The organism is Vibrio ostreicida (genome assembly GCF_013074385.2).
Classification (GTDB): domain Bacteria; phylum Pseudomonadota; class Gammaproteobacteria; order Enterobacterales; family Vibrionaceae; genus Vibrio; species Vibrio ostreicida.
The window spans coordinates 275551-302326 of the sequence record NZ_JABEYA020000001.1 but is presented as its reverse complement, the minus strand read 5'-3'; the positions used below and the strand labels follow the sequence as shown (position 1 = coordinate 302326).

The window sequence follows — 26776 nt, the reverse complement described above, 5'->3', positions numbered from 1 at the left end:
CCCCATTAAACGGGCCTGACACTGTCTTTATCGATCTGTGCCGCAAACTGTTTCGTTATAAACTGAATGTAACTGTCCTGTTCAAGGCTAATAAAGGCTTGTTTCAGCTTACCCTGATAGAGTTTTTCTCTTAATTCCAACGGCGTTTCACCTTGGTCACCAATAGTAACACTTAACTGGCACGGCTCTCCAAGAACACGGTTTAGTGCCTCCAACAACTCGCTTTGTGCACGGTCGTTGTTGAGGTGCGCTTGTTGCGATCTCAGTGTCAGTATAATAGAGCTGCCTTGCTGCTCAAAGTGGGCGTTGAGGGCCAATTGCTCAGTCATCTTTGCCGTTTCTAGCTGACTAATCAATTTTGCCCACTCATTTTGCACAATGCTTTCATCTGCCAGCTTTTGGACCATCTCTGCCGTCTTTTCGTGATCGAGCGCTTTTTTGATCTGCGTCGGCGTGAGCTCGTTGTTCACTTTTTGTACTTGAGGGCGGATTGGCCTCCATTGATACGGTTCATTCTTCTCTAATTCAGCACTGACCATCGGTTGTTCGTTCGACAATGGCGACACCTGCACCTTTCCTGTGTGTCGCTGTGCAACACGCTCAAGAACGGAATCGGATTCAATCACAGATGTCGCTTCAGTCTTTTTTGGTCGGTTTACTCGAGGTTGTCCCTGACGCTGTGAACGCAGTTGATGACGCAAACCACTGACCGAAGGCACACTAGACTCCCCTATCGGCGGAACTGGCGCGGGTGCCCTTGGCGGTTCACCAGTGGGAGCTAATGAAGTCTCCTCCTTCCCATCTAATCGACTTTCGTTTGAAGATGGCAAAGGGTCTCTTGGTACTTTCACCGATATCGGCGGAGTATTGTCAGGTGCCAACCTTGTTCGCTGTTCATCGGTGGCTGTGGCAGCCGTCATCATAGAATCAATGTGATTGGCTTGAGGGGCAGAGTAAGGCCGAAATGCCATCATCCTCAAGGCCACCATTTCCAGCCCGATTTTTTCTGAAGGCGCCAAGCGCAAATCGTCTCGACCTTTCAATACAATCTGGTAATACAACTGTACGTCTTGAGGGCTGAGATCACGGCTAAGAAGCGCAATTTTTTCAGCATCAGGCTGTGTGTGATCTAGGGTCGCAGGTAATGCCTGATACAGGGCTAAGCGATGGAGTTGGGCGGCAAGCTGCTGGAGCAATCCATCCCAATCGACACCATTTTCAGCCATACCAGACAAGCTTTCTATAACCACCTGTGGCTGCCGGCTGCTAATCGCCTTCAGTAAGGAGAGCGCTTGATCTGTATCTAATGTCCCTAACATTGCCGAAACACTGTCCGTCATGACATGACCATTGCCCAGTGCTATTGCCTGATCGCTTAAGCTCAAGGCATCACGCATGCTGCCATCGGCTGCATGAGCTATCATACCCAAAGCTTTTGATTCAGAAGAGACCTTTTCTTGGTCCAGAATATGTGACAGCTGCTGATGGATATGATCAACGCTGATTGGCTTGAGATGAAACTGCAAACAACGAGACAGAATCGTCACCGGCAGTTTCTGCGGGTCGGTGGTTGCGAGCAAAAATTTCACATACTCTGGCGGCTCTTCCAATGTCTTAAGCAAAGCATTGAAGCTATGGCGCGAGAGCATATGTACTTCATCAATAAGGTACACTTTGAAGCGACCCCTTGCTGGTTTGTACTGCACGTTGTCCAGCAGCTCGCGAGTATCTTCGACTTTCGTTCGAGACGCTGCGTCAATCTCTAACAAATCGACAAATCGGCCTTGATCAATTTCTTTACATGTATCACAGATCCCACAAGGGGTCGCAGTGATCCCAGTTTCACAATTTAAGCCTTTAGCAAACAAGCGACCTATCGTTGTTTTTCCGACACCACGAGTACCACTAAATAAGTACGCGTGGTGCAATCTATTGTGCGTTAAGGCATTTTCTAAGGCCGTCAAAACATGGCTTTGCCCAACCACTTGGTTGAATTGGCTGGGCCGCCACTTTCGAGCTAAAGCAAGATAACTCATGACTCTTTCCGATTAATGACCATCAAATTCACACAGGCTATAAACATTCAGGTTCAGAGCTTCCAAACGTTTTTCACCACCAATGTCAGGCAAGTTAATAACAAACGCCGCATGCTCGACTTCCCCACCAAGCTGGCGAATCAGCTTTGTCGTCGCTTCGATCGTACCGCCAGTGGCCAAGAGGTCATCCACCATCAGAACTTTGTCACCTAGTGAAATGGCATCAGTATGGATTTCAAGCGTATCTGTCCCGTACTCCAGCTCATAGGATTGTGCAACAGTTTCTCGCGGTAACTTGCCCGGCTTGCGCACCGGAACAAATCCAATACCCAGTTCAAGTGCCAACGGTGCACCAAACAGAAACCCGCGGGCTTCGGTACCAACAACCTTAGTAAAGCCCAAAGCTCGATATCTCTTCACCAGTAATTCAATAGTGGCTTTATACGCCTGAGCATCTTCCATTAAGCTGGTCACATCTCGGAAAATGATGCCCGGCTTTGGGTAATCAGGGATACTTTTTATGCTCGATTTAATCAGGGAAATAGCGTCAGTAGTCATAATTCGTTTCTTAATTTAGCTGGGCTTAAGCCTATCGAATATCTTAGGCTGGGACTCGTGTCAATTGTAAGCAAGATCAATGTATCTATACTACATGGCCAGATTTATCAGCGCAAAAACAAAGCCCACCTAAAAGCGGGCGCGATTACGACTAATTTTAGTGATTTTCTGGCTGGTCAGCAAGGTGCTCAACCACAGGGAGTCGAATAAACCATGTGAGTAAAATGCTCAGCATCGCAATGAGTGCAAATTTCAACCACCAATGGGGCACCAGCCAGATAGAAAAACAAAAACTGGCCACCATACAGATAGCTCCACGCCGCTTGGTCTTACTCGTGACCGCTCCATGGCGATGCCAGTTGTCGAGGATTGGGCCAAAGGTTTGATGTTGGTGTAGCCAACGGTGAAACGTCGGGCTACTGCGCATAAAACACGCGCTAGATAAGAGAATAAAGGGCGTCGTCGGGAGTAGTGGTAGAAAAATACCAAGAAACCCCAAACACAAACTAAGACCACCAACAATATTTAAGCCAATTCTTTGTAAACTGATGGTCTGCTCCTGGGCGTTAGGTTAGAAGCCGGCGTATCCATTCATCACACGAAGCCACGTCAATGTTGCGGGTAGTGTGGGGATCAATAATGCAGCTATGAACCCTAAAAAGTATAAGATATTGTACGGTTCTTTGAAATCTTTATCTGCCATGGTTTGTCTCTCACGTATTGGTTACAGTCGTGGCCTCAATCTGTTGCAACTTAGTTAACAGATTGAGCCATTTTTGGGCGGACTATACCCTAATCCACACACCATTAACACCGAGTAAGACAAGGGTTATTTTGCGCTTCGGATTAGGCGACTAGGCTCGCCCTCCCTGATATAGGTCGAGACTAAAACTACTCGAACCAAGACAGCTTAGCGTCAGTTGGCATGCAGACTGAATACTCAAGTTAGTTGTCACCGCGTTTTTTCGGCAGTTTTCTCCCAACTTTACTCCTGCGGCTATATGCTGTGACAAATAACCGTTTGACCACTGCCCATCCAACCCCGCAGGTAATATTGTCATACTGCCTTCAGAAACATCCACCACGCCAAACAATGCTTTGACGGGGCTCGTCGCTTCAGAGCAAGCTAGCCCATTTTCCAGTAAATCAACAATATCTTTAAGATCCGCATTGAAACACTTCAAATTACGCAGGTAATCATGGAATAGGGCCCGCACCAATAAAGTGGTGGCGGCACCGTAATCACCTTCGCTCGAAGAATCAACAAGGTAAAAAGCAAACTGGCCATTCATCAACCATGCATAATCAAAGACCAAGGGCATCACATCGATGGATTGCAAAAGGCGATAACTGCATTTCCAATCCCCCTGCGATGTATCTTTATCTGGAAGCAACGCATGAAGTAAATCTTTCGCCGCCGTCGGATTTTCTTGCAAATATTCCAAATGCCAATGTAATTCCTGTTCTTCAGGCATATCCCCACTTTCAATACGAAACCACTGACTGGCAAAATCCCTCTGATCACACAAGTGATTGTCAGAGTCCTCAAGCGTATTTTCAATCGCACTCGCCAAATGATGGTGATTTGATATGGGTTTGGGTAGAAAGTCTTTGATGCCAAAGCGCAGTGCTTTCGCGACTTCCGACATTTCATCGGTTGCGGAAACGACAATCAAAGGAAGCGAGGGATATTCAAGACTCACTTCCTCGACAAACTCGATGCCACCTAACACGGGCATTGCCAAATCACATAGGATTAAATCAGGATGGGTACTCCTGAGTAAGTTAAGCCCAGCTAACCCGTTTCCCGCTTCCGTGACTAGATACCCCTGTGATTTCAAAAATCCGCTGGTAATCTTACGAAAAACGGGGTCATCATCGACAACCATAATTCGTTTCTGGCTGACCGCCAATTGGGATATTGGCATTGTCGCCACTTCCATTGTTTTATGCATAAACCTGCCTCACAACTTTAACGTACTGCTCAATTTATTATTGTTTTTATATGCGCGTTTCAAACGCTCATTTAAAAGTAGTCTTGAAAGCGAATTTATACAAATCTGCCACTCTGTTACTCTGTTGCATACCATATGTACGAATCTGACAGAAAGCTGAACTTGCTGATGTGACTCCGACGTTGATATCTGTTATAGATATAATTCAACCAACTTCGTAAGATAATGTGTCAGAAATAATGAAATTAGATGATCTTAACCTGTTTAGGCTGGTTGTTGAAAATGGCAGCTATACAGCTACGTCACGCAAAACTATGATTCCTGTTGCGACAATCACGCGGCGAATACAAGCGTTAGAAGAGTCACTCAACCTCAGGCTGCTTAATCGACATGCACGAAAGCTTTCTCTTACTGAAGCGGGTGAACGTTTCTACAGTGAATGTTCGCCCTTACTGGATCGACTGACCTCTGCCGCCGAAGAAATAACCGATGAATGCCGAGGCGCCGCGGGAAAAATTCGCATTTCTGCTCCTTCGAATTTAACCAAGCGATTGATGATGCCGATGTTCAATCGCTTCATGGCTTCTTACCCCGATATCAATCTCGAACTCACGACAAGCAATCAGGCTGATCAACTCGATCCAACTGAGTGGGATGTCATTTTCCGAGTCGGCCCCCAGCGTGACTCCAGTTTAATTGCCCGAAAAATCAGTTCAGTCAAAGATATTTTGGTTGCAAGCCCTGACTATTTGGCGAGTCAGCTGACGCCAAAACACGCAGAAGACTTGCACAATCATCAACTGCTCAAAGGGGCCCCGTTACTAAAATGGCAACTGATTAATGCAAACGGTGAAACATTCATTAACAACGACAAGGGGCGCTTTCAGGCAAATGCTCTCGATGTGGTGCGCAGCGCGTGCTCTGATGGATTAGGTATCACCCTGATGCCCGATGCGATGCTGAAAGAATACCTGGAGGACGGCAGTCTGATACAAGTTCTAAAAGAATGGAGTGCCAACCCCCGTGATATCTATATGCTTTATAACCATAAAGACCATTTGCCGGAAAAAGTGCGCCTGTTTATCGATTTCGTCATCGCTGACAAAATTCACTAATGTTTGGGGCTTCGTCATCAAGCCCCTCACCTTTATGCGCTCTCTAGAGGTATTCGACAAACTGACTTAAATCCCGAGTAGGGACTTTCATTGGCGTGCAGTCAGGCGTTCCTAGATAAAGAAAGCCAACAATTTGATCATCCCCTTTGAGATCAAAGGCCTGCTTTACGCTTGGGTGGAACATCCACTTTCCCGAACGCCAAAACCCTTGAAAGCCTTGGGCGATGGCTGCCATTTGCATCGCTTGAACCGCGCATCCTGCTGACAAATGTTGTTCAATTGCCGGTACCTTGTCATGCACGGTCACTTTTGCAATAACGGTGATCACCATTGGAGCACGAAATGGGGCATTTTTTAACTTATCTTTCACTGATTGCTCGCTGTTTTCTTGTTCAGCTGCGGACATTAATATGTCAGCCAGTCGATTCAGCCCCTGCCCCTGAGCAATCACAAAACGCCAGGGCGTTAGCCCCGCGTGATCGGGAGCTCGTAACCCTGAACGAATAATATTCTCTAAGTTGCTCCCCTCTGGAGCCGGCGCTCTAAGCTTGGCAATAGAACGACGATTGAGCAACAAATCTAACGCATCCATGAAAAATCCTCATTGGTCTTTTGGTCAGTTTACTCAGATCATAACCTCGAGTAATAAAAAAGGCGAACCCTTAAGTTCGCCGAAGTCTATGACCGCCATGGATTCTCAATAAAACGATTTATCCAGACCTGCGCGCGTAAGTAGCCCATCACAGGGCGCGAATCTCTCGCCATACTTTTTAGCATGCTCATTCATGATCTCGACCAGCTTAGCTATACCAATTTGATCGATATACCTGAAGGGACCACCAAGGAAAGGAGGGAATCCAATACCGAATATGGCACCGATATCGCCATCTCTTGGGCTACGAATGATGCCTTCATCAAGGCAGCGTACCGCTTCGTTTAACATCGGCAGTACACAACGCATAGCGATGTCTTTTTCCGCCATACTTGACTGAGGTGATAGATTCAATAGCTTGTATACGGATTTATCAACGTCCTTTTTCTTGCCTTTATAAGTGTAAAAGCCCTTACCATTTTTACGACCTTTACGGCCATCATCCAGTAACGTTTTAAAGACATCAGGCCCTTTAAATCGCTCGCCAAGTTCTTCAACTAAAATCGGGACTATCTTAGCGCCGATGTCCACACCGACTTCATCAAGCAAGGTAATGGGACCCACCGGAAACCCAAAGTTGAGTAATGCCGTATCCAGTTGCTCTATAGGCTCTCCCGACATCAAGACTTGCGCCGCTTCATTCATATAAGGGGCCAGAATCCGATTGACAAAGAAGCCTGCGCAATCTTTCACAACAATCGGGGTTTTTCCTTGTTTGCGCGCCAATTCGACCACGGTTGAAATGGTCTCATCCGATGTGGTTTCATGCGGTATCACTTCCACCAAAGGCATTTTTTCTACCGGACTAAAATAATGCAAGCCAACCACATTTTGTGGCCTTAATGCTTTCTCGGCAATGTTTCGAATCGGAATAGACGAAGTATTGGTGGCGAAAATCGTACTCTGTTTGGCATTCCCTTCAACATCCGCAACCATTTGCTGTTTTAAGGCCAGATCCTCAAACACGGCTTCTATAACCACATCAGCATGTTTAAATTGGGTAAAGTCTGTGCCGCCCGTCAGCATCAGCATCTTTGACTGCAGTTGAGCCTTCGAAAGAATACGTCGCTTACGTTGTTTATCAAACAGCTTATAGTTGTACTTATGTGCATTGAAAACCCCCTCATTAGCAACATCTTTAAGTCGTACAGGAAGGTTCGCTTTTGCAAGACTGACATGAGCAATCCCTGCCCCCATTAGGCCGCCGCCCAACACCGCTGCTCGTTCAAGTGGCAGTGGCTGCGCCTCGCTGCCATTGTCTTTTTTCATGTCGGTCGTGGCAAAGAAAATGGAACGTAGCGCCTTGGATTCTGGCGTCATCACTAATTCACCAAAACGCTGTGCTTCTTCTCGTTGCCCACTCACGAAACCTTTCTCTAAACCAACACGGATAACGTCTAGTATCCTCTCTGCAGCAGGATAGTTCCCTCGCGTCTTTTGCTGGGTCTTTTTCGCTGCCTGTTCAAAAATGACTTTGCGACCAAGTCCAGTATTCGCAATCAGTTTTTCCTTTGCTGATAGCTTTCGTTTTGCCTTCGACTTCCCAGCATTTTTTTCCACATAGGTCTGAGCGACCTCGAGTAAAATGCTTTCCGGGACAACCGCATCAACCACTCCAAGCTTTTTCGCTTTTTTAGCTCTGAGTTGCTTACCGGTTAAGATCATATCCAACGACGGTAACAGACCAATTAATCGCGGTAAGCGCTGCGTACCCCCCGAGCCCGGCAACAAGCCCAATTGAACCTCTGGCAAGCCCAAGCGCGTTTTGTCTGATTGAGTGCACACACGATAGTCACAAGCTAAGGCAAGCTCCAATCCCCCCCCTAAGCAAGGGCCATGAATGGCCGCAACAACGGGATAAGGCAAGTCCGACAAACGCTGAAACATGTGCTGGCCTTTTTCAGCCAAAGCTTGAGCCTCCTGCGCACTGCCGCAGGCTTCAAGCATTCGAACATCAGCGCCCGCAATAAAATTATCCGGTTTAAGGGAATGGATAACCAAGCCTTTAACCTGAGGAGATTGTGCCTCTAGCTGGCCAAAAATAACCTCCATCTCCGCACCAAAGGCCGCTTGCAAAGTATTCATTTTCTCGCCGGGCACATCAATAGACAACCAAGCAACATTTTGCTCATCGATGTTTAGATTAAACGCTTTTTGCTCACTCATCACTCAACCTCCAAAACCATTGCTGCGCCTAAACCACCCGCTGCACAAGCGGTATTCAAACCCAGTCCACCACCACGACGCTTTAACTCTCTTAAGGTTTGCGTGATCATACGCGCACCCGTTGCTGCAAATGGGTGACCGTAGGCTATCGAGCCACCTAAAACGTTAAACTTGTCCATATCGATTTCCCCAATAGCCTTTGAACGACCGAGGTTCTTCTGAGCGAATTGATCAGAAGCGAACATTTTAACGTTGGACAAAGTCTGTGCGGCAAAGGCTTCATGCATATCAATTAACGTCAGATCAGAAAGTTGAATACCAGCACGGTCAAGAGCAATTGGCGTTGCGTAAGAAGGCCCCATCAACATATCCGTTTCCACACCAATCGCAGAGAAGGCGTAAGAGCGAATATACCCCATAATCTCTAAACCAAGTTCTTTGGCTTTACCTTCGCGCATCAACATGATTGCAGCTGCGCCATCAGTGAGAGGCGTGCTGTTCGCAGCCGTGACACTGCCAAACTGACGGTCAAAAGCGGGACGCAGCTTGGCGTACCCTTCTACCGTTGAGTCATGACGAATATTATTGTCTTTCGCTAACCATTGTTTGTAAGGCTCTGGGAAGGCTGTCATCACCTCCCCCTCAATCTTGCCGTCATTCCATGCTTGTGACGCCAAAAGATGAGAGCGATGCGCCAATTCATCTTGCTCTTTTCGGCTAATACCGTGAGATTTGGCCATCTGTTCCGCGGTTTGCCCCATAGACAACCCCGTCGAATACTCTGCCACTGCGGGTGGCACTGGCATCAGGTCTCTAAACGATAAGCTTTTGAGGATTTTAAGCTTCTGCCCCATGGTTTTTGTTTTACTCAATGCCAATAAGTTGGCCGCAAGTTTCTTAGAAACACCGATCGGCAATACCGAAGAGGAATCGGCCCCCCCAGCAATGCCGACATCAATCGTCCCGGCCATAATGCTCTCTGCGACGTTCACCGCAGATTGAAAGCTCGTCGCACAAGCGCGAGTCACACTATAGGCATCGGTGTGAATGTTCATTCCGGTACCCAATACAATCTCACGCGCTATATTCGGCGCCTCTGGCATTTGAACAACCTGACCAAACACCAGCTGGTCGATCAACTTGGGATCAATATCGGTACGTGCCATCAGTTCATTGACCAACATTTTGCCTAAGTCTACCGCCGGTACCTGACTGAACTCGGTACTTTGGCGTGCAAATGGCGTACGCAAACCAGCGACGACTGCGACCCGTTCCCCGGAACCTGTTTTCACTTCCTGTTTGCCCATTATTTCTCCTTTAAGAATAGAGGTCAGACCAGAGTCATTGTAATCAGATTGTTAACTCAATCAAACCAGTGTTTAGATAAACGTGATTTCGGACCGAAAAGCAAGGTTAACCCAAGCAGATGAACATCGCCTGAACACGATATTCATTTGACGTAAGTCTTGAATACGCGCACATAAACGATGAATTGGCGATAATCCGATAATGTTTAACACCTTCAGTCATCATTCAAACAGCAAAGCGATGTTGTCCGACGTTCGCATCCAAAGGGTTTTGTGGCTCACTCCATGACCGCACGTTAATTCAGTTTGCTGCTTGTCTGCCAATGTTCGCGCCTATTTTGTTAAAGCCGCCTTTTACTTTAACGATCACTATGAGATCATTCGTTGGTAAACCCGTTGAACTCGCCAATACTATACTTGGACGCCATTCAACCACACACCACAGAGCAAATTTGGAGGCTCATGTGTCAGTCATCAGCTTTTTTGGAAAGAAAAAGTCGCCCAGTCCGGTCAGTTCGGATATGGATAGACAAAGAAAATATGAAGCGCTGGTCAGAGCGTATCACCGAGATCTCTACCGCTATGCCTATTGGTTATGTAAAGACCCGTCGGTTGCCGAGGATTTAGTTCAGGAAACCTGCCTGCGGGCTTGGAAGTCCCTTGACAGTTTACTCGATGAAAAAGCGGCAAAGTCTTGGCTGATCACCATATTGAGGCGAGAAAACGCCCGCCGCTTCGAACGAAAGCAATTCGACCTTGTTGATATTGACGATCACGGCAATGATGCGCACGTGAGCGATGACCCTTATCATCAGTCAGAATGGGTTCAGGCCCAGATAATGAAACTGGAAGATGAGTATCGTGAACCGCTTTTTCTCCAAGTCGTGGGTGGCTTTAGTGGCGAAGAAATTGGCGAAATATTAGGCCTGAACAAGAATACCGTCATGACGAGACTGTTCCGAGCAAGGAACCAGCTCAAAGATATGCTAGATACTGAAAACCGTCACAGAGGGCAGCAAAATGGATGAATTAGAATTTCGTCGTCGCATTATGTCCGATCCAAAAGACCGAGACAACGATATGATGCAAGCCATAAACTTGCATGAAACCAACAGCAAATTCGCTGAAGAGATTCTTGATCTTGATACTCAGATAAATAAAGCATTCAATGTCGATGTGCCCGAGGATTTGGCCGACAGAATATTATTCAATCAGACATCAACCCTTGATGCGAGTGTAAACAGACCCAATGTTGCCAAACGCGCGATGGCAATGGCCGCCTCTATTGCATTTGTTTTTGGTTTATTGGTCGGGCAAGTCAACTGGAGTCACTTAGTGGTTACACCAGCACAGGCCAGTCTCGCGGAAACCGCGATTCAACACGTTATGGATGAGAAGCCTTTTGTCGACAACCTAGATGAAAAGGTCCAATCGTCGCAGATAAACGCCAAAATGATGCCATTTGATTACCAGCTTGGAGATCGCTTCCCCTACCATGTCTACTACCTTAATCATTGCGGCTTCGGTCAATCGAATGCCCTCCACATGGTATTTCAGGGTGAGAAAGGGAAAATAACCTTGTTTTTCACTGGGATAGCCAGTGAGAAAAGCGTCGATTTTGACAAACAAGGCATGGCTGGCGTCGTCGAACCTATTGGGAACACCAGTTTGATACTCGTGGGAGAACAAGGCGAAGACGTCGCTAAAATAGCCGAAAATATCGCTACAATGATCAAACCCATGAATTAACAAAAAATTAACATTTTGTGACATACATCATGGCTTGAGTATCGCGCTCAAGCCATTTTTTTTCAAAAAAAATAGAGTTCTAACTCTAATATGAGTTTCTTTTCCCTCTTTTCCTGTCAGTTAGTCATCATTTCCGTAATTTTATCATCCAATTAGGGAATGGTCGGATTTCTATCTCGTATACTTGTCTCTAGTATCAGCCACCAACTGAGCTTTTGCTCAAGTAAAACGTCCGGTTAGAGACGAACGAAAAAGGAAAATACAATGAATAACACGCGTGTGTTCCAAAAAACGCTTTTAGCAGTGACCATCGCTTCAACAGCTATGGCTTCACACCAAGCTCTTGCTGCAGGATTCCAACTTAATGCTCAATCTGCTACAGGTATCGGTCGAGCCTTCGCGGGTGATGCTGTCATTGCAGATAACGCTTCATCCATGGCTCGAAACCCAGCGACAATGGCGCTATTTGAAGATATGTCTCTCTCTTTGGGTTTTGAAAGCATCACATCAATGATCGAAGTAAAAGATGCTTCTTATTCTGTAAACACGTTTAGTACTTCTGTTGATAGCACTGACGATGTAGGGGACACCTCAGTCGCGCCCAATATCCACTTAATTATTCCGATTAACGAAAAGTTTGCCGTTGGTGTTAACGCTTATTCAAATTTTGGCACAAAAACCGAATTTAAAGACGACTATACTGCAACTGAATATGCTGGCTTAACAGATGTCCAAAGTTTTAACTTTGGTCTGGCAGCATCTTATCGGGTCGATCAACAATGGAGTTTGGGAGCTGGACTAGATTTAATCTACGGCAAAGGCACCATGAAACGCGTGACAAGTTCAACGCTAGGTACTTTAAGTGGTGGGCAGGTTCCTGCGGGCACAAGCTTAATCGATGTCGACAGTGCGACAGGGTGGGCCGTTGGCTTCAACGTTGGTACCGTGTACGAGTTGGACGAAAACAACCGATTTGGCTTATCCTACCGATTCAGCCCTGACATCACAGCTAAAGATGATAAAAGCCAAGAAATAACATTGCCCCTTCCTGACATCGCAGAATTTTCTGGTTTCCACAAAATTGAAGATACTCAATTCGCTGTCCACTATAGTATTCAATATATAGGCTGGAGTGATTTTGATCAGATCGATTTTGAAAACTTACAAGGTTCATTGTTAGGTTCGAGCTATCAGAAGCAATATAAATGGCAGGATGGGTGGCACTACGCAATCGGAGGTACCTATTACCTCAATAGTGATTGGACACTTCGCGCAGGCTATATGTACGACACAAGTGCCCAAGACAGCCTAACATCTATTTCTGTCCCTGATTCTGATCGTCAGTGGTTATCGACTGGCTTTACTTATCATATCGATGGGGTTTCTAACGTAGACTTTGGCTTCACATACCTAATGGGTGACGATGTCGCGGTGTCGGAATCTATCGATTTCGGAAGCACCCTGTCAACAGGCGTAACTGCAACAACCCATGCAGATGCAATCCTACTAGGTTTGCAGTACAGCCGCAGCTTCTAATTAAGAGAATCAGATTGAATTATCCCAAGGGTCAGTTTTACTGGTCCTTTCTTTTAGCTGAACCATCAAGCCCACCTTAAACCTCTTTTTTCTCCCGTCTTTTCAGCTTACCTATTTACGAGAAAACCACATTTTCGGACTACGTGTGTACGCCCAAAATTAAAAACAAGTCCTTAACATTCAGTTAATTAAGCAGGAGAGTGGTCACATCGCGATATTTTATACTAAATACAATATTAACACTGTTTTTTATTTTTAAAGTATTAGCTCTAACCTTATGATCGCTCGACCTAATATGATTAAACTCAGCGAACATAAAAATGAAAACTAACAAAACCCTTCTTTCCATTGCAGTGATAGGTGGCCTGATTGCAACGTCAACAACCGTTGGAGCCGCAGGTTTTCAGCTCGCTGAGTATTCAGCAACAGGTTTGGGTCGCGCGTACGCGGGTGAAGCAGCGATGGCCGACAACGCAAGTACACAGTGGCGCAACCCAGCAATGCTGACCTATCTCGAAGGGACTCAGGTTTCTGTCGGTGCTATCTATGTAAATCCGAATGTTGATGTTAGCGGAACGATTAATCATTCTCTGAGAGCAGATTCAGAAGACTTTGCTGACGACGCTGTCATTCCAAACGTCTACCTATCTCATCAATACTCCGAACAACTAGTACTTGGCCTAGCATTGGGTACTAACTACGGTATGGAAACAAATCTAGGCACAGACTTTGCGGCCTCTCATTTTGGTAACGAAGCTAGCGTTACTACAATGGAAGCCAACTTGAATGCTGCCTATAAGCTTAACGACTCAGTTAGTATCGGGGGAGGTATCCGTTACATAGTGGGTGAAGGGAGTTTTGGCGCGATCGCACCTACTCACTCGCCGTTATCTGGACGAACCCTAAAATATATGGAAGGCGATGACACGGCTTGGGGCTGGCAACTGGGAGCAGCTTGGCAAGTAACGCCAGAACATAGACTAGGTGTTACTTACAAATCCGCCGTTGATCTGAAGCTGTCCGGTAACGCTAAAATTCTCAATAAAACAACATTTCAAGTTCAAGAAGACACTGGGTCGATGGATTTAACATTGCCAGCCACTCTTGAACTAGCGAGCTTGCATCAATTAAACGAGGAACTGGCAATACACTTTAGTTTAAATTGGACAGACTGGAGTAGTTTCCAGCAACTTTATGCGGATCTCGATACACTGGACTCGCAAGTTGTTAAAATAGAAAACTGGGATGATAACTATCGTTTAGCGGCAGGGGCGACCTATAGCTTCAATGAGAAGCTGACACTAAGAACCGGTATTGCCTATGATACCTCAGCAGTCAGTGATAAAAACCGCACCATTACCATTCCAGAAACCGATCGTACATGGCTAAGCCTAGGGGCGAGCTACGAGTTTACCAAACAGTTAACGCTAGATGGTGGATTAACCTACATCCTCGCGAAAGATGCGCCTATCACAGAATCTCGCGGGTACACATCAGATGATGAGGCGCAAAATATTGCTGGGCAATTTATCGGTGAGACGAAAGGCAACATCTGGTTAATAGGTGTTCAAGCGAACTACAAGTTCTAAGATAAATACAATATAAACGTTCAAAGGCTTGGTCTAACCCAAGCCTTTTTTGTTGTCAAAACCCTTCTTCCAAATAGTCATCGAGATAGGCTTCTTCGTCTGCATCGTATTCCTGTGTTTTCACTTCCGCCTTAAAATCTTGTCTTTGTAAGTAGGCATCACGCGTTAACGCATAAGGATCCGGAGAGTTATCGAGCAACGCTTCCTGTGACACTAATGCCGCACGGGTTTCCATCCCCTCGATTGCCCACTTACCTAAACCCGCCCAGAAATTGAGTAGAGATAGTGGCAGGTAGGTGCTGTCAACAAGATCGGTTGATTCACGTACCGTCCAAGGGCCATAGCCCGGAACCATAACATATGGGCCATCCCCCACTCCATAATAACCAACCACATCACTGAATGCCTTTTCATTATGATCGGTAATCCCCGCCGCGGAGGCGACATCAATCAAGCCTAACAAACCAAAGGTACTGTTAATCCAAAACCGATTAAAGTGATCGACGGCTTTAATGCCATTCCCCACAAGAAGGTTATTGACGACGCTAAAGGGTTCGTCGAGATTGCCAAGGAAATTAGACACACCGTGGCGTAGCGGGTTAGGGACATAATTGACATAAGCCAAAGAAACAGGACGCACAAGGTAAGGGTCAAGGTAGTCATAATTGAGTGTCCACATAGTGCGATTGAAACCTTCCAACGGATCATTCACTTGTGATTCAAACGACGTTGCATCCTCACCACCTTCTGATGGCGTCGGCGAGCTCGCGCAACCAAGCAAGACGAGTGAGACCAAAGCCACTATCCATATTTGACACTTACTGTTGTTCATTCTTACCATTCCGTAAAAAGGCGGATGACTGCGCCAGCCTCTGTCGATCTGTGACCGATATTATTGGTAACGTGAGTCAATGATGACTTCAACATGATCGCCTAGTTTAACCACTTTACTCTCTCCAAACCAGTCCCCCTGTTTGGTCGCAACATTGCCATCTCCATCTAGGCGGACACGAACCATTAAAGAATCCAGTGAAGACAGTTTTCGCTCAGCAAGCATACTATTACTGTCGTCTAGTATAACGGTACGCGGAAAAGCGCCTAATGGGTAGCGGGCCGCGGCAACGGGCATCGCCGCACCATCCGCCGTATGCACAGACACAATCAAAGCCGATTTAGGATCAATATCGACACTATCTGACAGTGAAATAGTCACCGACTGGCTTTGCCCCAAAGGCGCACCAATGCGCTTTTGCGCGTTTTCAATGTTGCGGCTCAACATTTCATAGCGACTATCTTGGGGCCCTACCATTTGCTGCATCACTCTCCAGTAACGCATCGCGGCTGGATAGTCTTTGCGTTCATAAGCATCAAACGCGAGCAGTGAAAAAACCCGAACATCGACGTACTCTCTCTGAACCAACTGACCAAGAATAGTACGCGCGCTATTTTGGTCCAACTCATCGCCTGATAGCATTAACGCTTGAGCATAACCCAAGTTTACATCGCCGTTTTCAGGTTCGAGTCGGTAGGCATTTTTCATCGCACCAATCGATGTCTCAACATCGCGGTTTGCCAATGCAATACGGCCCAGTAATAGCCACCCTGTTGAATCGTTGGGTTTGTAATGTAACCGTGTCCGCAGCGCCAATGTTAAATCGCGCATTTCCTCATCAGTGAATGCTGCCTCTTGCGGTGCCATCAGCTTTTTCGATAGAGCGGGTAAATTAGCACTCACCTGCTGCCATTCCAATACCTTGTTGGCGGCCCCAAACTTCATATACAAACCATAAGACAGGACCACAACAATAACCAGTGAAGGAAGAAGTATCATCCATGGAGAGAGGGATTGTCTAATACGTGTGTTATTTTCCTCGGGTATATCATCCAATAGTGACTGTTTTAAATCTTCGATCAGCTCTTGCTGATTGTTGACCAGACCTTCTTGAGATTCCTCGTCCAATTCGGTAAGCCGATCTTTGTAGAAAGCTTTGTTTAATTCGTCACGTAAGACGAGATCATTATTGCTTTTTTTAATCAAAAAAGGCCAAGCTACTAATATTAAGCTTAAGGCAACAATAATCACCGAGGCTACCCAAAATAATGTCATTGCGGTTTATCTCCTTGGTCATTATCCAATAGCTTGTTCAAACGTACCTCTTTTTCGGCGGTCCATATTGCTTCGGATTCAGACGCCACTCGGCGGGAACGTGTTCGTAAGACAATGACACCAAAACCAAAAACCACCACAAAAAAAGGCCCAAGCCATAAAATAGAGGTCGCAGGCGTAAAAGGCGGTTTATAGGTAACAAAATTACCGTAACGATCAATCATGTAATCCACAATGTCTTGTTTAGATTTACCTGCTTTTGTCATCTCATAGACCTTCTGACGCAGGTCAACCGCCAACTCAGCATTAGAGTCAGCAATAGTATTATTCTGACATTTCGGGCAGCGGAGTGTACTGCCTAGTTCTTTAAACTGCTGTTCTTGCTCGAGCGTGTCAAATTCATAAATCTGGATCGCAGCTCCCACAGTGAAAGGCAATACAAGCACAAACACAAACGCCGTTATCATGGCTTTCATTTTGCTGTCTCCTCAATAAGACCTTGATAAATTGGCTTCAGTGTTTCATTCCAGTTACGAACATTGACATCACCGACATGTCGGTAGCGAATATGACCTTGGGCATCAATTAAAAAGGTCTCAGGTGCACCATAAACGCCGAGATCAAGACCCAACATGCCATCACCATCAAACAAACTGATAAGGTATGGATTCCCCAGTTTGATTAACCATTCAACCGCTTTGGTCCGCTCATCTTTGTAATTCAACCCAATGATTTTGACACCCTCTGCGGCAAGCTCATTGAGATACTGGTGTTCTGCATAACACGTAGGGCACCACGTTGCCCATACATTCAGTAACAGAGGCTCGCCTTGAAAAATCGACTGGTCATAAAGCTTACCGGGTTCGGCCAAATCTTCTAAACGAAATTCAGGAACGGGTTTTCCCACCAAAACCGATTCAAGCTTAGTGGGGTCATCCCCATGAGAGTTTTTCACCAACTGAGTAGTAAATACGATCACTAGGGCAAAAAAAGCTATCAAGGGAACAAATAACAAGGCTCTGTTCATGATGCCTCCTGAGGCTTTGCACTTTTTCTAAAGCGGTAGCGTTTATCACTAATAGCTAGCGCACCACCTAAAGCCATCAACAACGAACCTGCCCATATCCAGCGAACAAAAGGCTTATAGTACACTCGTACTGCCCATGATTTGTTGTCATCCAAGCGCTCTCCCATCGCAATGTAAAGATCCCGAGTAACACCACGATCGATGGCCGCTTCCGTCATCATTGAGCGTGCTGTGCGATAGAAACGCTTTTCTGCATAGAGCGTATTGATGTATTCACCTTGGTGGCTGACTTTAAACTCTGCAATATACCCATCGTAGTTAGGACCGTCTTTTTCCTTTAGCCCTTCAAAATAAAAATCGTACCCTTGAATAAGATAATTTTCACCCGGTGCCAGACGAACATCACGTTCAATACTGTAGTTTTGCACCATCGCTATACCGATAATACTGACCGCTAAACCTATGTGAGCAAACATCATTGCCCAGTGGCTGCGTTGCAGTTTTTTAATGCCGACTAAGAAACGGTGACGATGTGTTGCTCGTTCATGCAGTTCAAAGCCGTGCATCAATATAATCCACAACGCCATCACCCAGCCAAGATACGCCATAAACTGGAAAAAATCGGCAAGCCAATAGACAAAACCTGCGGCGAGAACCAAAGACGCCAGCCCAGAGATCAACATGGGCCTAAGCAACGTCGAAAGTTTGTCTTTCTTCCAACGAACCAAAGGACCAATCCCCAAAAGAAATGAAAATGGGATCATCAACCAAGCAAATAACATATTAAAGAAAGGGGCTCCAATTGAGACAGAACCTAAGCCGATTTGCTTGTGGATTAGCGGTAGTAGTGTCCCCACCAACACCACCACTAAAGCTGCTATCAACAAGATGTTGTTGGACAGTAGTACGTTCTCACGAGAGATTAGCTCAACATTACTTCTAACACGTACCGCGGAGGCTTTCAGAGCAAACAGCAGCAATGAACCGCCAATCACAAAAACCAAAAAGAAAAGAATGAACATGCCTCGTGATGGATCAGACGCAAACGCATGGACCGATACCAAAATGCCCGAGCGTACCAGGAAAGTCCCTAACAAGCTTAATGAGAAAGCGGAGATGGCCAGCAATACCGTCCACGCTTTGAACGTGCCACGTTTTTCCGTCACCGCAAGTGAATGCATCAACGCCGTCCCTGCCAACCAAGGCATAAAAGACGCATTTTCGACTGGGTCCCAGAACCACCATCCTCCCCAGCCCAACTCATAATATGCCCACCAAGAGCCCAGAGCGATACCCAGAGTCAAAAACAACCACGCCGCGGTAGTCCAAGGGCGTGACCAACGCGCCCAAGCGGTGTCCAAACGGCCAGTCAAGAGTGAGGCGATAGCAAACGAAAAAGCCACAGAGAAGCCGACATAACCCATGTATAACATCGGAGGATGAATAATTAACCCAGGATCTTGCAACAGCGGGTTAAGGTCCCGGCCATCGACAGGGAAAAACGGTAAGGTCCGTAAAAATGGATTGGACGTGACAATAATAAAGAGTAAAAAGCCGACGCTGATCATACCCATAACGGCTAATACGCGCGCGACCGACTCCTGGGGCATACCTCGACTAAAAGTAGCGACCGCGACAGTCCACACCGCCTGAATCAAAACCCAGAGTAACAGAGACCCTTCATGCGCTCCCCAAACAGCGGTAAGACGATAATACCAAGGCAACTGGCTATTTGAGTTGGTCGCCACATACTTCAATGTAAAATCATTGGTATAAAACGCCCAAAGCAAAATACCAAAAGACAGTAGTATTAATAAAAACATGCCCCAAGACAGTGGCCTTGCCGTATTCATTAACACACTATTGTTTTTCGACGCTCCCACTAGCGGTAAAATACTCAGTAAAACTGCCATGGCGAGCGAGACAATCAGCGCAAAATGGCCTATTTCAGCAATCATTGACCATTTCCTTGTTTCTGTTGTTCAGTATATTGAAGCGGTTGGTGGTTTTTCTGCATGGCCTCTGCTATCTCTGGTGGCATATACTCTTCGTCATGCTTGGCCAGCACTTCGAAAGCTTCAACCGTTCTCGCATCAGTGAGCACACCTTGCGCTACAATACCCTGCCCTTCGCGAAAGAGATCCGGCAGAATGCCGTCATACACGACTGTCACTGTAGGGCCAACATCCCTCAATTCAAATGACACACGCAAAGAACTCTGGTCACGTTTGACCGAGCCCATCACAACCATCCCACCGATACGCAGTCTCTCGCCTACGTTTGGTTTGGTTCCATCCGCTTTACCATCAACCAATTCAGTTGGCGTATAAAACAAATCCATATTTTGGTTTAGAGCGTAAATCATCAACCCTATCGTTGCACTGATACCAATAAACAAAGCAAGGACAAATCCCAATCTTTTTTTGCGTCTTGGGTTCATAGCGTGTTCTCCGATTTTTTTGCCGCGGCAATGCGCGCTTGTCTATCGACTTTTGACTGGACTTGCTTGAGCAGTGTTTTACCACGACGAAGGCTGACAACCAGTAACATAAACATGGATAAGAAAGTAAGACCAAAGGCACTCCAGACAAACCCGGCATAACCTCCCATGGCAAAGAAATCACTCAAAGATTCAAAATGCATGGCTTATTTGCCCTCCTGAGACTGTTTGGCCGCCAATTCCATCACCCATGGACGATGACTGTCGTTTTTGATGATTTCATTTCGTAAACGAACCAAGGCCACAACAACAAAGAAAAATGCAAAACCTAATATATTCAGCAACAGTGGCCAAAGCATATCGTTAGAAATTGAGGGTTTGGCAAATTTGGTGATGGTCGCCCCCTGATGAAGCGTATTCCACCACTCAACGGAAAAATGTATGATAGGTAAGTTGATCACTCCAACAATAGCCAGTAACCCAGCGGCTTTTGCCGCGGTTTTCTGGTCGTCAAAAGCGTGATAAAGCGCAATCACCCCGAGATAAAGGAACAAGAGGATCAGTTCAGAGGTTAAACGCGCATCCCAAACCCACCATGCACCCCACATTGGTTTTCCCCATATGGCACCGGTAAAAAGTGCAATGAAGGTGTAAACTGCCCCTATTGGCGCCATTGCTGATACCGACATATCAGATAGCCTCACCTGCCAAACTAGGCCAACAAATGCGGCGATCGCCATCGACATATAGACACCCATAGACCAAATCGCTGCTGGTACATGGATATAAATGATCCGAAAGCTATCCCCTTGTTGATAATCTGACGGGGCAAATGCCAATCCCCATAGGGTTCCTGTTAGCAGGCACATCAGTGCTATAGCTAAAAACCAAGGCAGTAACTTACCACTTAACTGGTAAGCCGATTCTGGCTTTGCATAAGGATGGAGCCATTTCCACATCGTTATTCTCACTCTTGCTTTAGTTTCGCCTTTGGTGACGGAATGACTCACCATGACAATTATTCATTTTTATATCTCACACTGGAGCAGTGTCTTTCAGGAAACAAACTACCTGACACTTATCCTCAATCCGGCACTAATAATAAAGGGCGTGAGGGTCAACGTACCTATAAACATTGCCGCCAACACCGCCAGTTGACCGTTATACGCCATACCGATAGACGCCGCATCAATCGCAGATGTAGCAAAAATCAAAACTGGGATATACAACGGAAGTATCAAGAGGCTCAACAGAACTCCCCCTCTTTGTAGACCAACCGTCAGCCCAACACCAATCGCACCGATAAAGCTCAATGTCGGTGTCCCTAGAAGCAGCGTAGAGACAACCGCGATCCAAGACTCCATATCCAGTGAGAGTAAGAGGGCCAGTAGTGGGCTGATCACGATCAGCGGCAACCCCGTCAGCATCCAATGCGCGGCCACCTTTGAGATCACCACCAGAGGCAAAGGCGCGGGAATCAACATCATTTGTTCCAGCGCCCCGTCCTGAAAGTCATCCCGAAATAATCGCTCGAGTGACAAAAGCGCTGACAGTAGCGCAGCTACCCAAATAATCCCAGACGAAACCCGCGCAAGTATACTCGGCTCAGGGCCGATACTCAGAGGAAACAGCGTGATAACAATGATGAAGAACCAAAGTGGATTAAAGATATCAGCCTGACGGCGATAGGCAATCAGTAGCTCGCGCCGGATAATCGTGCTAAACGTTGAAAACATGTTTATTCACCCAACTTTATCTTTCTGAGTTTGGCATTATCTGAAAACATGTCTTGGTGAGTCGTCATTAACACAATCCCACCTTTGTCTGTTTGGCTAAGAAACAACGCTTCTAACACCTTAACACCTTGTTTATCAATAGCAGTCAAAGGTTCATCCAAGACCCAAAGTTTATCATCGCTCAGCCATAGCCGTGCGAGCGCTACCCGTCTCTGCTGACCAGCAGATAGCTGCCCGGCCGGTATCTCTTCTAGCCCAGCTAAACCGACTTTTGCGAGCGCATCAAACACGGCGCTTTTATCTATGTCTGACTGAGCTTTCACCTTGAGATAGAAAACCAAATTCTCGTAAGCGCTCAACTCGCGTTTTACTCCAGTCTGATGCCCCAAAAACAACATATCCTGATGGTAAATATCACGATGAGTTTGAATGTTTAAGCCCTGCCAAAGGATCTCACCGCTGTCACCACCGCCAAGTCCAGCAATAACCCGAAGTAAGGTTGTCTTTCCTGCACCATTACGCCCTTCTATTTGAATTAAATCACCCGAGTTCAGAGTAAAAGACAGGTCTTGAAAGAGGGTTCTTTCATCTCTAGTGGCGGAAAGTTGAGATACTTCTAACATGGGTATTCACTGCTTGAATTTCGAGTTGCTATATTAACACAGCCTTGGGAACACAGAATAGAATTAGGTCCGTGTGAATCACGAAACTAAGTAAGAATCTGTTAATAATGTTAAGACTAGCCATAGTCTTGAGGGATAAAGCCAAGATTCAAACAAAAAGGGGCGCAGAGGGCCCCTTGTTCATGCATTATTTTCTTGACGTTTTTCTTCGCCCGACGGTTTTATTTGCTGCCGATGCCGACTGTAAAGGAGGGATTTTTTCTTTCCCAGCGATTTTTTTTTGCAGAGAAAGCATCAATTCAGCTTCCGCTTTTGGAAGCTCACATTCTTCGATCAGTTCGTTGATGTCAGCACCCAGTTCAACCATTTTTGAAGCGCGGGAGTACAACCTTCCGTCACCATCATCCTGCTCTAATTCAGCGATTCTTTCATTTAGGTGACCGATCACGTCCTGTTGTTCACTGACCCGTTGTCCCAAACCCACAACAACGGAGCGGACTTCTAAAAGCTGTTTGTTTGCTTTTTGCAATTCCGTGTCTAAAAGTCGACCCTGCTGACGCCAATGTTCGACCGATGCTTTCTGGCTTTTCTTTAATCTAAACAGCGCAACAACCATCAAAAGGAGGGCAAATACAACCACGCCAGCGATGATAGACGCATTCGCTATTACCACCAAATTCATTATAGATGGGCCATCTCATCCCACTCTTCATCGGTAAGCAGCTTGTTCAAATCAACCAATATGAGCAGTTTACCATCACGGTTGCTGACACCCTGAATAAACTTAGCACTTTCATCCGTGCCCACACTTGGCGTGGTATCGATCTCAGAAGAACGTAGGTAAACCACTTCCGCCACACTATCAACCAAGATCCCAATGACTTGATGCTCGGATTCAATCACGATAATACGCGTATTATCCGTAATTTCCCCTTCCATCAGCCCAAATCTTGAACGGGTATCAATGACAGTGACAACATTACCACGCAAGTTAATAATACCCAGCACGTAGTCTGGCGCTCCAGGCACAGGGGCAATCTCAGTGTAACGAAGTACTTCCCGTACTTGCATAACATTGATACCGTAAGTTTCTTCTTCAAGCTGGAACGTCACCCACTGAAGTACTTCGTCATTGGACTGATCTTTTCTTACTTCTACTTCATTAGTTTGAGACATACCTATTCCTCTCTAAGCCTAAATCGGCATAAATGTTCTATTTATCTAGGGCTTTAACATCAAGTCCTGCATTAAGCATAGCTATCAATGCTTCAACATGGATCAAAGCACACATTTTTTCTTTAACCATCCCTGCCAGCCATGGGCGCTTACCGGCAGTTTTACGCCAACGCACTTTAGCTGGATTCAGTGATTCCGTTCCCTTTAATTGGGTTGAAGCTAGACCCCACATACTTTCGTCTAGCATCACAATATATTGATATTCATCTTTATATTGACCATCGCTAAGCTTTTCAGACATCACCCATTTTGCTGTATCGACCACATCAAGCTGAGCATCACGACCAGTCTGGAGACCAAGGTACCAATCGGGTCGCCCGATCAGATGATTGAGTTCACCTAACTGGTGTATCCCACCAAGCTCATCAAGAGGCACAGCAAACGTGACCCCATTGACATCAAAGTAAAGAACCTGAAAGTCAATGCTACGTTCTGTTGAATGCCATTGCTTCTGCTCACCGCCATCGGCCTGAGTCAAAAGTTCCAACTCTGGCTCTGGCTCTGGCTCTGGCTCTGGCTCTGGCTCTGGCTCTGGCTCTGGCTCTGGCTCTGGCTCTGGCTCTGGCTCTGGAGTAACATATTGGTCTAATTGAGGCTCTTCAACCAAAATTTGTTCTTCGTCTACCTCAACCGTATCGATGTCTAAATCAAGGTTGATGTCTTCCGAAGTCTCAACTTGCCACTCCTGAACTTCTTCGAGCCCCTCTTTCGCTTCAGCGATTTGAGCGGTGTTTTGCTCCATCACTTCTTCAAGTTGCAATTCGGCCACTGGGTTGGTTGTTTCCAATTGCTCTAGCAATCGCTCAACATCATCCAGATTAGGGACTTCTACTTCAGCCACTGGTACTTGATAGAAACTTTTTTCTTCAACAGACTGCAGTGAGGGCTTAAGTTCATAATCAGCCTCGTTTAAAACAGCATCAGTACTAGAAGAAGATTCAGCATAACTCTCTCCGCTAGTCGATTCATCCAACAAAGCCGTGAAGTAGTCATCCAATGCCTGCTCACTTGAAAGAAGTGTATCGCTACTCATTCAACGTCAACCTCTCCAAATAGATTAACAACTGTTTATAAGCAAAAACACCTCGGCTACCAGATGCAAAGTGAGAAACGGGGAGACGCTTCAAACTTGCATCTCTGAATTTCGTATCGATCGGCACAGCCGACGTCCAAACCTGATTAGGATAGTCTTTTTTAAGTTGTTGAAGCGTTTGTAATGACGCTTTGGTACGTTTGTCATACATGGTTGGTACAATGGTGACATTAAATGCTTTATTACGCGACTTCTGCATGATAGCCAGAGTACGTACCATTCTTTCTAAGCCTTTCATCGCCAAAAATTCAGTTTGAACAGGGATAAGAATACGGTTACTCGCTGCTAACGCATTAACCATCATAACACCAAGTATCGGAGGGCAATCGATTAAGACAAAGTCATAGTGATCCTGTACGGCCATCAACGCTCGTTTGAGGACCAATCCCATTCCACTGCGATTACCCATCACTCGGTCCAACGTCGCCAGCGACATATGCGCAGGAATCAAATCAATGCCCTCAATATCTGACGGCATGACTAAGGGCATCACGCTTTGTTCACTAAAGTCTTTCAATTGAAAGAGATCAAATAAACTCGATTCGACGCCATCAGAATCATAACCAAGATAAGTGGTCAAAGATGAATGTGGGTCTGTATCGACCAATAAAACTCTTTTGCCTTGCTGGCTAAGAAGACCAGCAAGGGTAATTGTCGTCGTTGTTTTTCCAACCCCGCCTTTTTGGTTTGCAATGCTCCACACAATCATGAAATACCTCTACGACAACCCGACTTCAACCAACATTCGCTCAGCGATGCGGTCTAGGGGTAGGTCTTCTGTGGAGATACCCGCTTTAGCAACAGCCTGCGGCATACCATAAACAACACAACTGTCTTCATCTTGAGCCCAAACCGTCGCGCCTTCTCCTTGAAGCATGCGTGCCCCTTCACGCCCATCGGCCCCCATGCCGGTTAACACCATAGAGAGGACTTTTTCTGAATATATTTTGGCCGCACTGCCAAAAGTGACGTCAACACACGGCTTGTAGTTCATGCGCTCGCCGCCATCAATGATACGCAACCTCGCAGAGCCTGGCCGACCATCAATCATCATCTGTTTCCCTCCTGGTGCCAAGTAGGCAACCCCAGGTTTCAGTGCATCTCCATCTTCCGCTTCTTTGACCTGAATCTTGCAAAGGGAGTTAAGCCTACTCGCAAACGCCGCGGTAAATGTTGAAGGCATGTGTTGAATCAAGAGGATAGGATGTGGATAGTTCGCTGGCAACTTAGTCAGAATTTTTTGTAAGGCGACAGGGCCTCCCGTCGACGTGCCAATGGCCGTTAGTTGATACTTTTTCCCCGTTGCTTTAAATCGAGCAGAGCTGGCTACTTTACCAACTGGCGCAGTTCGCGATACAGTGGTTGGTTTGCCAGCGTTATTAGAAGAAGCAGAGGAAGCAGGTTTAGAGGTAGAACGTCGCATTAACGCTCGCCGAGAGGATATTTCAATCACCCGCTGCTGCAACAAAGAAACCGCTTCGTCTCTATTTCGAGCAATGTCTTCAAACTTTTTAGGCAAGAAATCCAGTGCCCCTGCATCAAGAGCATCTAATGTCGCTTTTGCTCCATCATGGGTCAACGAAGAAAACATCAAGATAGGGACTGGGCTTTGAGCCATGATTTCTCTAACGGCAGTAATACCGTCCATCACTGGCATTTCAATATCCATAGTTATAACATCAGGCTTCAACCTGATGGCTTTTTCGACCGCTTCTTTGCCATTTGTCGCCACATCCATCACCTCCAATCGAGGCTCTGAGTTAATTATTTCACTCACTCGGCGACGAAAAAAACTCGAATCATCTACTACTAAAACTTTAATCGCCATAGCTATCCTTTTTTATCTGCGAC

27 protein-coding genes are annotated in these 26776 nt (G+C 46.1%); 5 read left to right on the top strand and 22 right to left on the bottom strand.

Annotation, left to right across the window (positions count from 1 at the left end; all coding sequences use genetic code 11):
* Positions 1 to 5: 5 nt before the first annotated feature.
* From dnaX to HLM86_RS01305, 4 genes are all read right to left on the bottom strand, one after another.
* Positions 6 to 2036 carry a DNA polymerase III subunit gamma/tau gene (gene dnaX / locus HLM86_RS01320; protein ID WP_170882134.1) on the bottom strand — a complete coding sequence of 677 codons (2031 nt, stop codon included), beginning with the start codon at positions 2034 to 2036 and terminating at the stop codon, positions 6 to 8.
* A 12-nt stretch (positions 2037 to 2048) separates the two neighbouring features.
* Positions 2049 to 2594 carry an adenine phosphoribosyltransferase gene (apt, locus tag HLM86_RS01315; RefSeq protein WP_076585382.1) on the bottom strand — a complete coding sequence of 182 codons (546 nt, stop codon included), beginning with the start codon at positions 2592 to 2594 and terminating at the stop codon, positions 2049 to 2051.
* Positions 2595 to 2751: 157 nt separating this feature from the next.
* Positions 2752 to 3117, bottom strand: coding sequence for a YbaN family protein (locus HLM86_RS01310; protein ID WP_170882240.1), 366 nt, complete (start codon positions 3115 to 3117; stop codon positions 2752 to 2754).
* 331 nt (positions 3118 to 3448) lie between these two features.
* On the bottom strand, positions 3449 to 4549 hold the full coding sequence (locus HLM86_RS01305) for a response regulator (RefSeq protein WP_170882135.1): 1101 nt from the start codon (positions 4547 to 4549) through the stop codon (positions 3449 to 3451).
* A gap of 239 nt (positions 4550 to 4788) precedes the next feature.
* Here HLM86_RS01305 and HLM86_RS01300 point away from each other — a divergent pair, with 239 nt between their 5' ends.
* Entirely contained in the window at positions 4789 to 5664 is an 876-nt protein-coding gene (locus HLM86_RS01300; protein WP_076585389.1) for a LysR family transcriptional regulator, read from the top strand.
* A gap of 43 nt (positions 5665 to 5707) precedes the next feature.
* On the opposite strand, the gene HLM86_RS01295 is transcribed toward HLM86_RS01300, so the two are convergent.
* The 3 genes from HLM86_RS01295 to fadI form a co-directional block, all read right to left on the bottom strand.
* Complete coding sequence (locus HLM86_RS01295) at positions 5708 to 6256, bottom strand: NAD(P)H nitroreductase (RefSeq protein WP_170882136.1); 549 nt, start codon at positions 6254 to 6256, stop codon at positions 5708 to 5710.
* A gap of 105 nt (positions 6257 to 6361) precedes the next feature.
* Entirely contained in the window at positions 6362 to 8482 is a 2121-nt protein-coding gene (gene fadJ / locus HLM86_RS01290; RefSeq protein ID WP_170882137.1) for a fatty acid oxidation complex subunit alpha FadJ, read from the bottom strand.
* On the bottom strand, positions 8482 to 9789 hold the full coding sequence (fadI, locus tag HLM86_RS01285) for an acetyl-CoA C-acyltransferase FadI (protein WP_076585395.1): 1308 nt from the start codon (positions 9787 to 9789) through the stop codon (positions 8482 to 8484). Before fadI ends, fadJ begins: the two co-directional genes overlap by 1 nt.
* 452 nt (positions 9790 to 10241) lie before the next feature.
* Between fadI and HLM86_RS01280 the strand changes: the two genes are divergently transcribed.
* The 4 genes from HLM86_RS01280 (at position 10242) to HLM86_RS01265 (ending at position 14663) form a co-directional block, all read left to right on the top strand.
* Positions 10242 to 10817 carry a sigma-70 family RNA polymerase sigma factor gene (locus tag HLM86_RS01280; RefSeq protein WP_143678112.1) on the top strand — a complete coding sequence of 192 codons (576 nt, stop codon included), beginning with the start codon at positions 10242 to 10244 and terminating at the stop codon, positions 10815 to 10817.
* Entirely contained in the window at positions 10810 to 11538 is a 729-nt protein-coding gene (locus HLM86_RS01275; RefSeq protein ID WP_076585399.1) for a DUF3379 domain-containing protein, read from the top strand. Before HLM86_RS01280 ends, HLM86_RS01275 begins: the two co-directional genes overlap by 8 nt.
* A gap of 264 nt (positions 11539 to 11802) precedes the next feature.
* Positions 11803 to 13074, top strand: coding sequence for an outer membrane protein transport protein (locus tag HLM86_RS01270; RefSeq protein WP_076585401.1), 1272 nt, complete (start codon positions 11803 to 11805; stop codon positions 13072 to 13074).
* A gap of 320 nt (positions 13075 to 13394) precedes the next feature.
* Positions 13395 to 14663 (top strand): outer membrane protein transport protein, encoded by a 1269-nt coding sequence (locus tag HLM86_RS01265; protein ID WP_076585403.1) that lies wholly within the window; start codon positions 13395 to 13397, stop codon positions 14661 to 14663.
* Positions 14664 to 14718: 55 nt separating this feature from the next.
* Here HLM86_RS01265 and HLM86_RS01260 read toward each other — a convergent pair whose 3' ends face one another.
* From HLM86_RS01260 to HLM86_RS01190, 15 genes are all read right to left on the bottom strand, one after another.
* A complete protein-coding gene (locus HLM86_RS01260) occupies positions 14719 to 15495 on the bottom strand; it encodes an MlaA family lipoprotein (RefSeq protein WP_076585405.1) in 777 nt (258 codons plus the stop codon).
* A 60-nt stretch (positions 15496 to 15555) separates the two neighbouring features.
* Positions 15556 to 16770 (bottom strand): c-type cytochrome biogenesis protein CcmI, encoded by a 1215-nt coding sequence (ccmI, locus tag HLM86_RS01255; RefSeq protein WP_076585407.1) that lies wholly within the window; start codon positions 16768 to 16770, stop codon positions 15556 to 15558.
* Positions 16767 to 17246 carry a cytochrome c-type biogenesis protein gene (locus HLM86_RS01250; protein ID WP_076585409.1) on the bottom strand — a complete coding sequence of 160 codons (480 nt, stop codon included), beginning with the start codon at positions 17244 to 17246 and terminating at the stop codon, positions 16767 to 16769. The genes ccmI and HLM86_RS01250 overlap by 4 nt, the downstream gene beginning before the upstream one ends.
* The gene (locus HLM86_RS01245) at positions 17243 to 17797 is read right to left on the bottom strand and encodes a DsbE family thiol:disulfide interchange protein (protein WP_076585411.1); all 555 of its coding nucleotides are present in this window, start codon (positions 17795 to 17797) and stop codon (positions 17243 to 17245) included. The genes HLM86_RS01250 and HLM86_RS01245 overlap by 4 nt, the downstream gene beginning before the upstream one ends.
* Positions 17794 to 19755 (bottom strand): heme lyase CcmF/NrfE family subunit, encoded by a 1962-nt coding sequence (locus HLM86_RS01240; RefSeq protein WP_076585414.1) that lies wholly within the window; start codon positions 19753 to 19755, stop codon positions 17794 to 17796. Before HLM86_RS01240 ends, HLM86_RS01245 begins: the two co-directional genes overlap by 4 nt.
* Positions 19752 to 20237 (bottom strand): cytochrome c maturation protein CcmE, encoded by a 486-nt coding sequence (gene ccmE / locus HLM86_RS01235; protein ID WP_076585416.1) that lies wholly within the window; start codon positions 20235 to 20237, stop codon positions 19752 to 19754. The genes HLM86_RS01240 and ccmE overlap by 4 nt, the downstream gene beginning before the upstream one ends.
* Positions 20234 to 20440 (bottom strand): heme exporter protein CcmD, encoded by a 207-nt coding sequence (ccmD, locus tag HLM86_RS01230; RefSeq protein ID WP_076585418.1) that lies wholly within the window; start codon positions 20438 to 20440, stop codon positions 20234 to 20236. The genes ccmE and ccmD overlap by 4 nt, the downstream gene beginning before the upstream one ends.
* Before the next feature lie 3 nt (positions 20441 to 20443).
* On the bottom strand, positions 20444 to 21196 hold the full coding sequence (locus tag HLM86_RS01225; RefSeq protein WP_170882138.1) for a heme ABC transporter permease: 753 nt from the start codon (positions 21194 to 21196) through the stop codon (positions 20444 to 20446).
* Positions 21197 to 21304: 108 nt separating this feature from the next.
* Positions 21305 to 21973, bottom strand: a complete 669-nt coding sequence (gene ccmB / locus HLM86_RS01220) for a heme exporter protein CcmB (RefSeq protein WP_170882139.1) — start codon at positions 21971 to 21973, stop codon at positions 21305 to 21307.
* Positions 21974 to 21975: 2 nt separating this feature from the next.
* Positions 21976 to 22596 carry a cytochrome c biogenesis heme-transporting ATPase CcmA gene (gene ccmA, locus HLM86_RS01215; protein ID WP_076585422.1) on the bottom strand — a complete coding sequence of 207 codons (621 nt, stop codon included), beginning with the start codon at positions 22594 to 22596 and terminating at the stop codon, positions 21976 to 21978.
* A gap of 187 nt (positions 22597 to 22783) precedes the next feature.
* On the bottom strand, positions 22784 to 23278 hold the full coding sequence (locus HLM86_RS01210; RefSeq protein WP_170882140.1) for a DUF2802 domain-containing protein: 495 nt from the start codon (positions 23276 to 23278) through the stop codon (positions 22784 to 22786).
* Positions 23278 to 23772, bottom strand: a complete 495-nt coding sequence (locus HLM86_RS01205) for a chemotaxis protein CheW (protein ID WP_006959436.1) — start codon at positions 23770 to 23772, stop codon at positions 23278 to 23280. The genes HLM86_RS01210 and HLM86_RS01205 overlap by 1 nt, the downstream gene beginning before the upstream one ends.
* Before the next feature lie 37 nt (positions 23773 to 23809).
* A complete protein-coding gene (locus tag HLM86_RS01200; RefSeq protein WP_171831429.1) occupies positions 23810 to 24865 on the bottom strand; it encodes a chemotaxis protein CheW in 1056 nt (351 codons plus the stop codon).
* Entirely contained in the window at positions 24858 to 25634 is a 777-nt protein-coding gene (locus tag HLM86_RS01195; protein ID WP_076585428.1) for a ParA family protein, read from the bottom strand. The genes HLM86_RS01200 and HLM86_RS01195 overlap by 8 nt, the downstream gene beginning before the upstream one ends.
* A 9-nt stretch (positions 25635 to 25643) precedes the next feature.
* Positions 25644 to 26753 carry a protein-glutamate methylesterase/protein-glutamine glutaminase gene (locus HLM86_RS01190; RefSeq protein ID WP_170882142.1) on the bottom strand — a complete coding sequence of 370 codons (1110 nt, stop codon included), beginning with the start codon at positions 26751 to 26753 and terminating at the stop codon, positions 25644 to 25646.
* Positions 26754 to 26776 lie beyond the last annotated feature (23 nt).

Bases quoted from the DNA above. Each gene is read 5' to 3' on its own strand.
- dnaX (WP_170882134.1), bottom strand. From the start codon at position 2,036: ATGAGTTATCTTGCTTTAGCTCGAAAGTGGCGGCCCAGCCAATTCAAC.
- apt (WP_076585382.1), bottom strand. From the start codon at position 2,594: ATGACTACTGACGCTATTTCCCTGATTAAATCGAGCATAAAAAGTATC.
- HLM86_RS01305 (WP_170882135.1), bottom strand. From the start codon at position 4,549: ATGCATAAAACAATGGAAGTGGCGACAATGCCAATATCCCAATTGGCG.
- HLM86_RS01300 (WP_076585389.1), top strand. From the start codon at position 4,789: ATGAAATTAGATGATCTTAACCTGTTTAGGCTGGTTGTTGAAAATGGC.
- HLM86_RS01295 (WP_170882136.1), bottom strand. From the start codon at position 6,256: ATGGATGCGTTAGATTTGTTGCTCAATCGTCGTTCTATTGCCAAGCTT.
- fadJ (WP_170882137.1), bottom strand. From the start codon at position 8,482: ATGAGTGAGCAAAAAGCGTTTAATCTAAACATCGATGAGCAAAATGTT.
- fadI (WP_076585395.1), bottom strand. From the start codon at position 9,789: ATGGGCAAACAGGAAGTGAAAACAGGTTCCGGGGAACGGGTCGCAGTC.
- HLM86_RS01275 (WP_076585399.1), top strand. From the start codon at position 10,810: ATGGATGAATTAGAATTTCGTCGTCGCATTATGTCCGATCCAAAAGAC.
- HLM86_RS01270 (WP_076585401.1), top strand. From the start codon at position 11,803: ATGAATAACACGCGTGTGTTCCAAAAAACGCTTTTAGCAGTGACCATC.
- HLM86_RS01265 (WP_076585403.1), top strand. From the start codon at position 13,395: ATGAAAACTAACAAAACCCTTCTTTCCATTGCAGTGATAGGTGGCCTG.
- HLM86_RS01260 (WP_076585405.1), bottom strand. From the start codon at position 15,495: ATGAACAACAGTAAGTGTCAAATATGGATAGTGGCTTTGGTCTCACTC.
- ccmI (WP_076585407.1), bottom strand. From the start codon at position 16,770: ATGACATTATTTTGGGTAGCCTCGGTGATTATTGTTGCCTTAAGCTTA.
- HLM86_RS01250 (WP_076585409.1), bottom strand. From the start codon at position 17,246: ATGAAAGCCATGATAACGGCGTTTGTGTTTGTGCTTGTATTGCCTTTC.
- HLM86_RS01245 (WP_076585411.1), bottom strand. From the start codon at position 17,797: ATGAACAGAGCCTTGTTATTTGTTCCCTTGATAGCTTTTTTTGCCCTA.
- HLM86_RS01240 (WP_076585414.1), bottom strand. From the start codon at position 19,755: ATGATTGCTGAAATAGGCCATTTTGCGCTGATTGTCTCGCTCGCCATG.
- ccmE (WP_076585416.1), bottom strand. From the start codon at position 20,237: ATGAACCCAAGACGCAAAAAAAGATTGGGATTTGTCCTTGCTTTGTTT.
- ccmD (WP_076585418.1), bottom strand. From the start codon at position 20,440: ATGCATTTTGAATCTTTGAGTGATTTCTTTGCCATGGGAGGTTATGCC.
- HLM86_RS01225 (WP_170882138.1), bottom strand. From the start codon at position 21,196: ATGTGGAAATGGCTCCATCCTTATGCAAAGCCAGAATCGGCTTACCAG.
- ccmB (WP_170882139.1), bottom strand. From the start codon at position 21,973: ATGTTTTCAACGTTTAGCACGATTATCCGGCGCGAGCTACTGATTGCC.
- ccmA (WP_076585422.1), bottom strand. From the start codon at position 22,596: ATGTTAGAAGTATCTCAACTTTCCGCCACTAGAGATGAAAGAACCCTC.
- HLM86_RS01210 (WP_170882140.1), bottom strand. From the start codon at position 23,278: ATGAATTTGGTGGTAATAGCGAATGCGTCTATCATCGCTGGCGTGGTT.
- HLM86_RS01205 (WP_006959436.1), bottom strand. From the start codon at position 23,772: ATGTCTCAAACTAATGAAGTAGAAGTAAGAAAAGATCAGTCCAATGAC.
- HLM86_RS01200 (WP_171831429.1), bottom strand. From the start codon at position 24,865: ATGAGTAGCGATACACTTCTTTCAAGTGAGCAGGCATTGGATGACTAC.
- HLM86_RS01195 (WP_076585428.1), bottom strand. From the start codon at position 25,634: ATGATTGTGTGGAGCATTGCAAACCAAAAAGGCGGGGTTGGAAAAACA.
- HLM86_RS01190 (WP_170882142.1), bottom strand. From the start codon at position 26,753: ATGGCGATTAAAGTTTTAGTAGTAGATGATTCGAGTTTTTTTCGTCGC.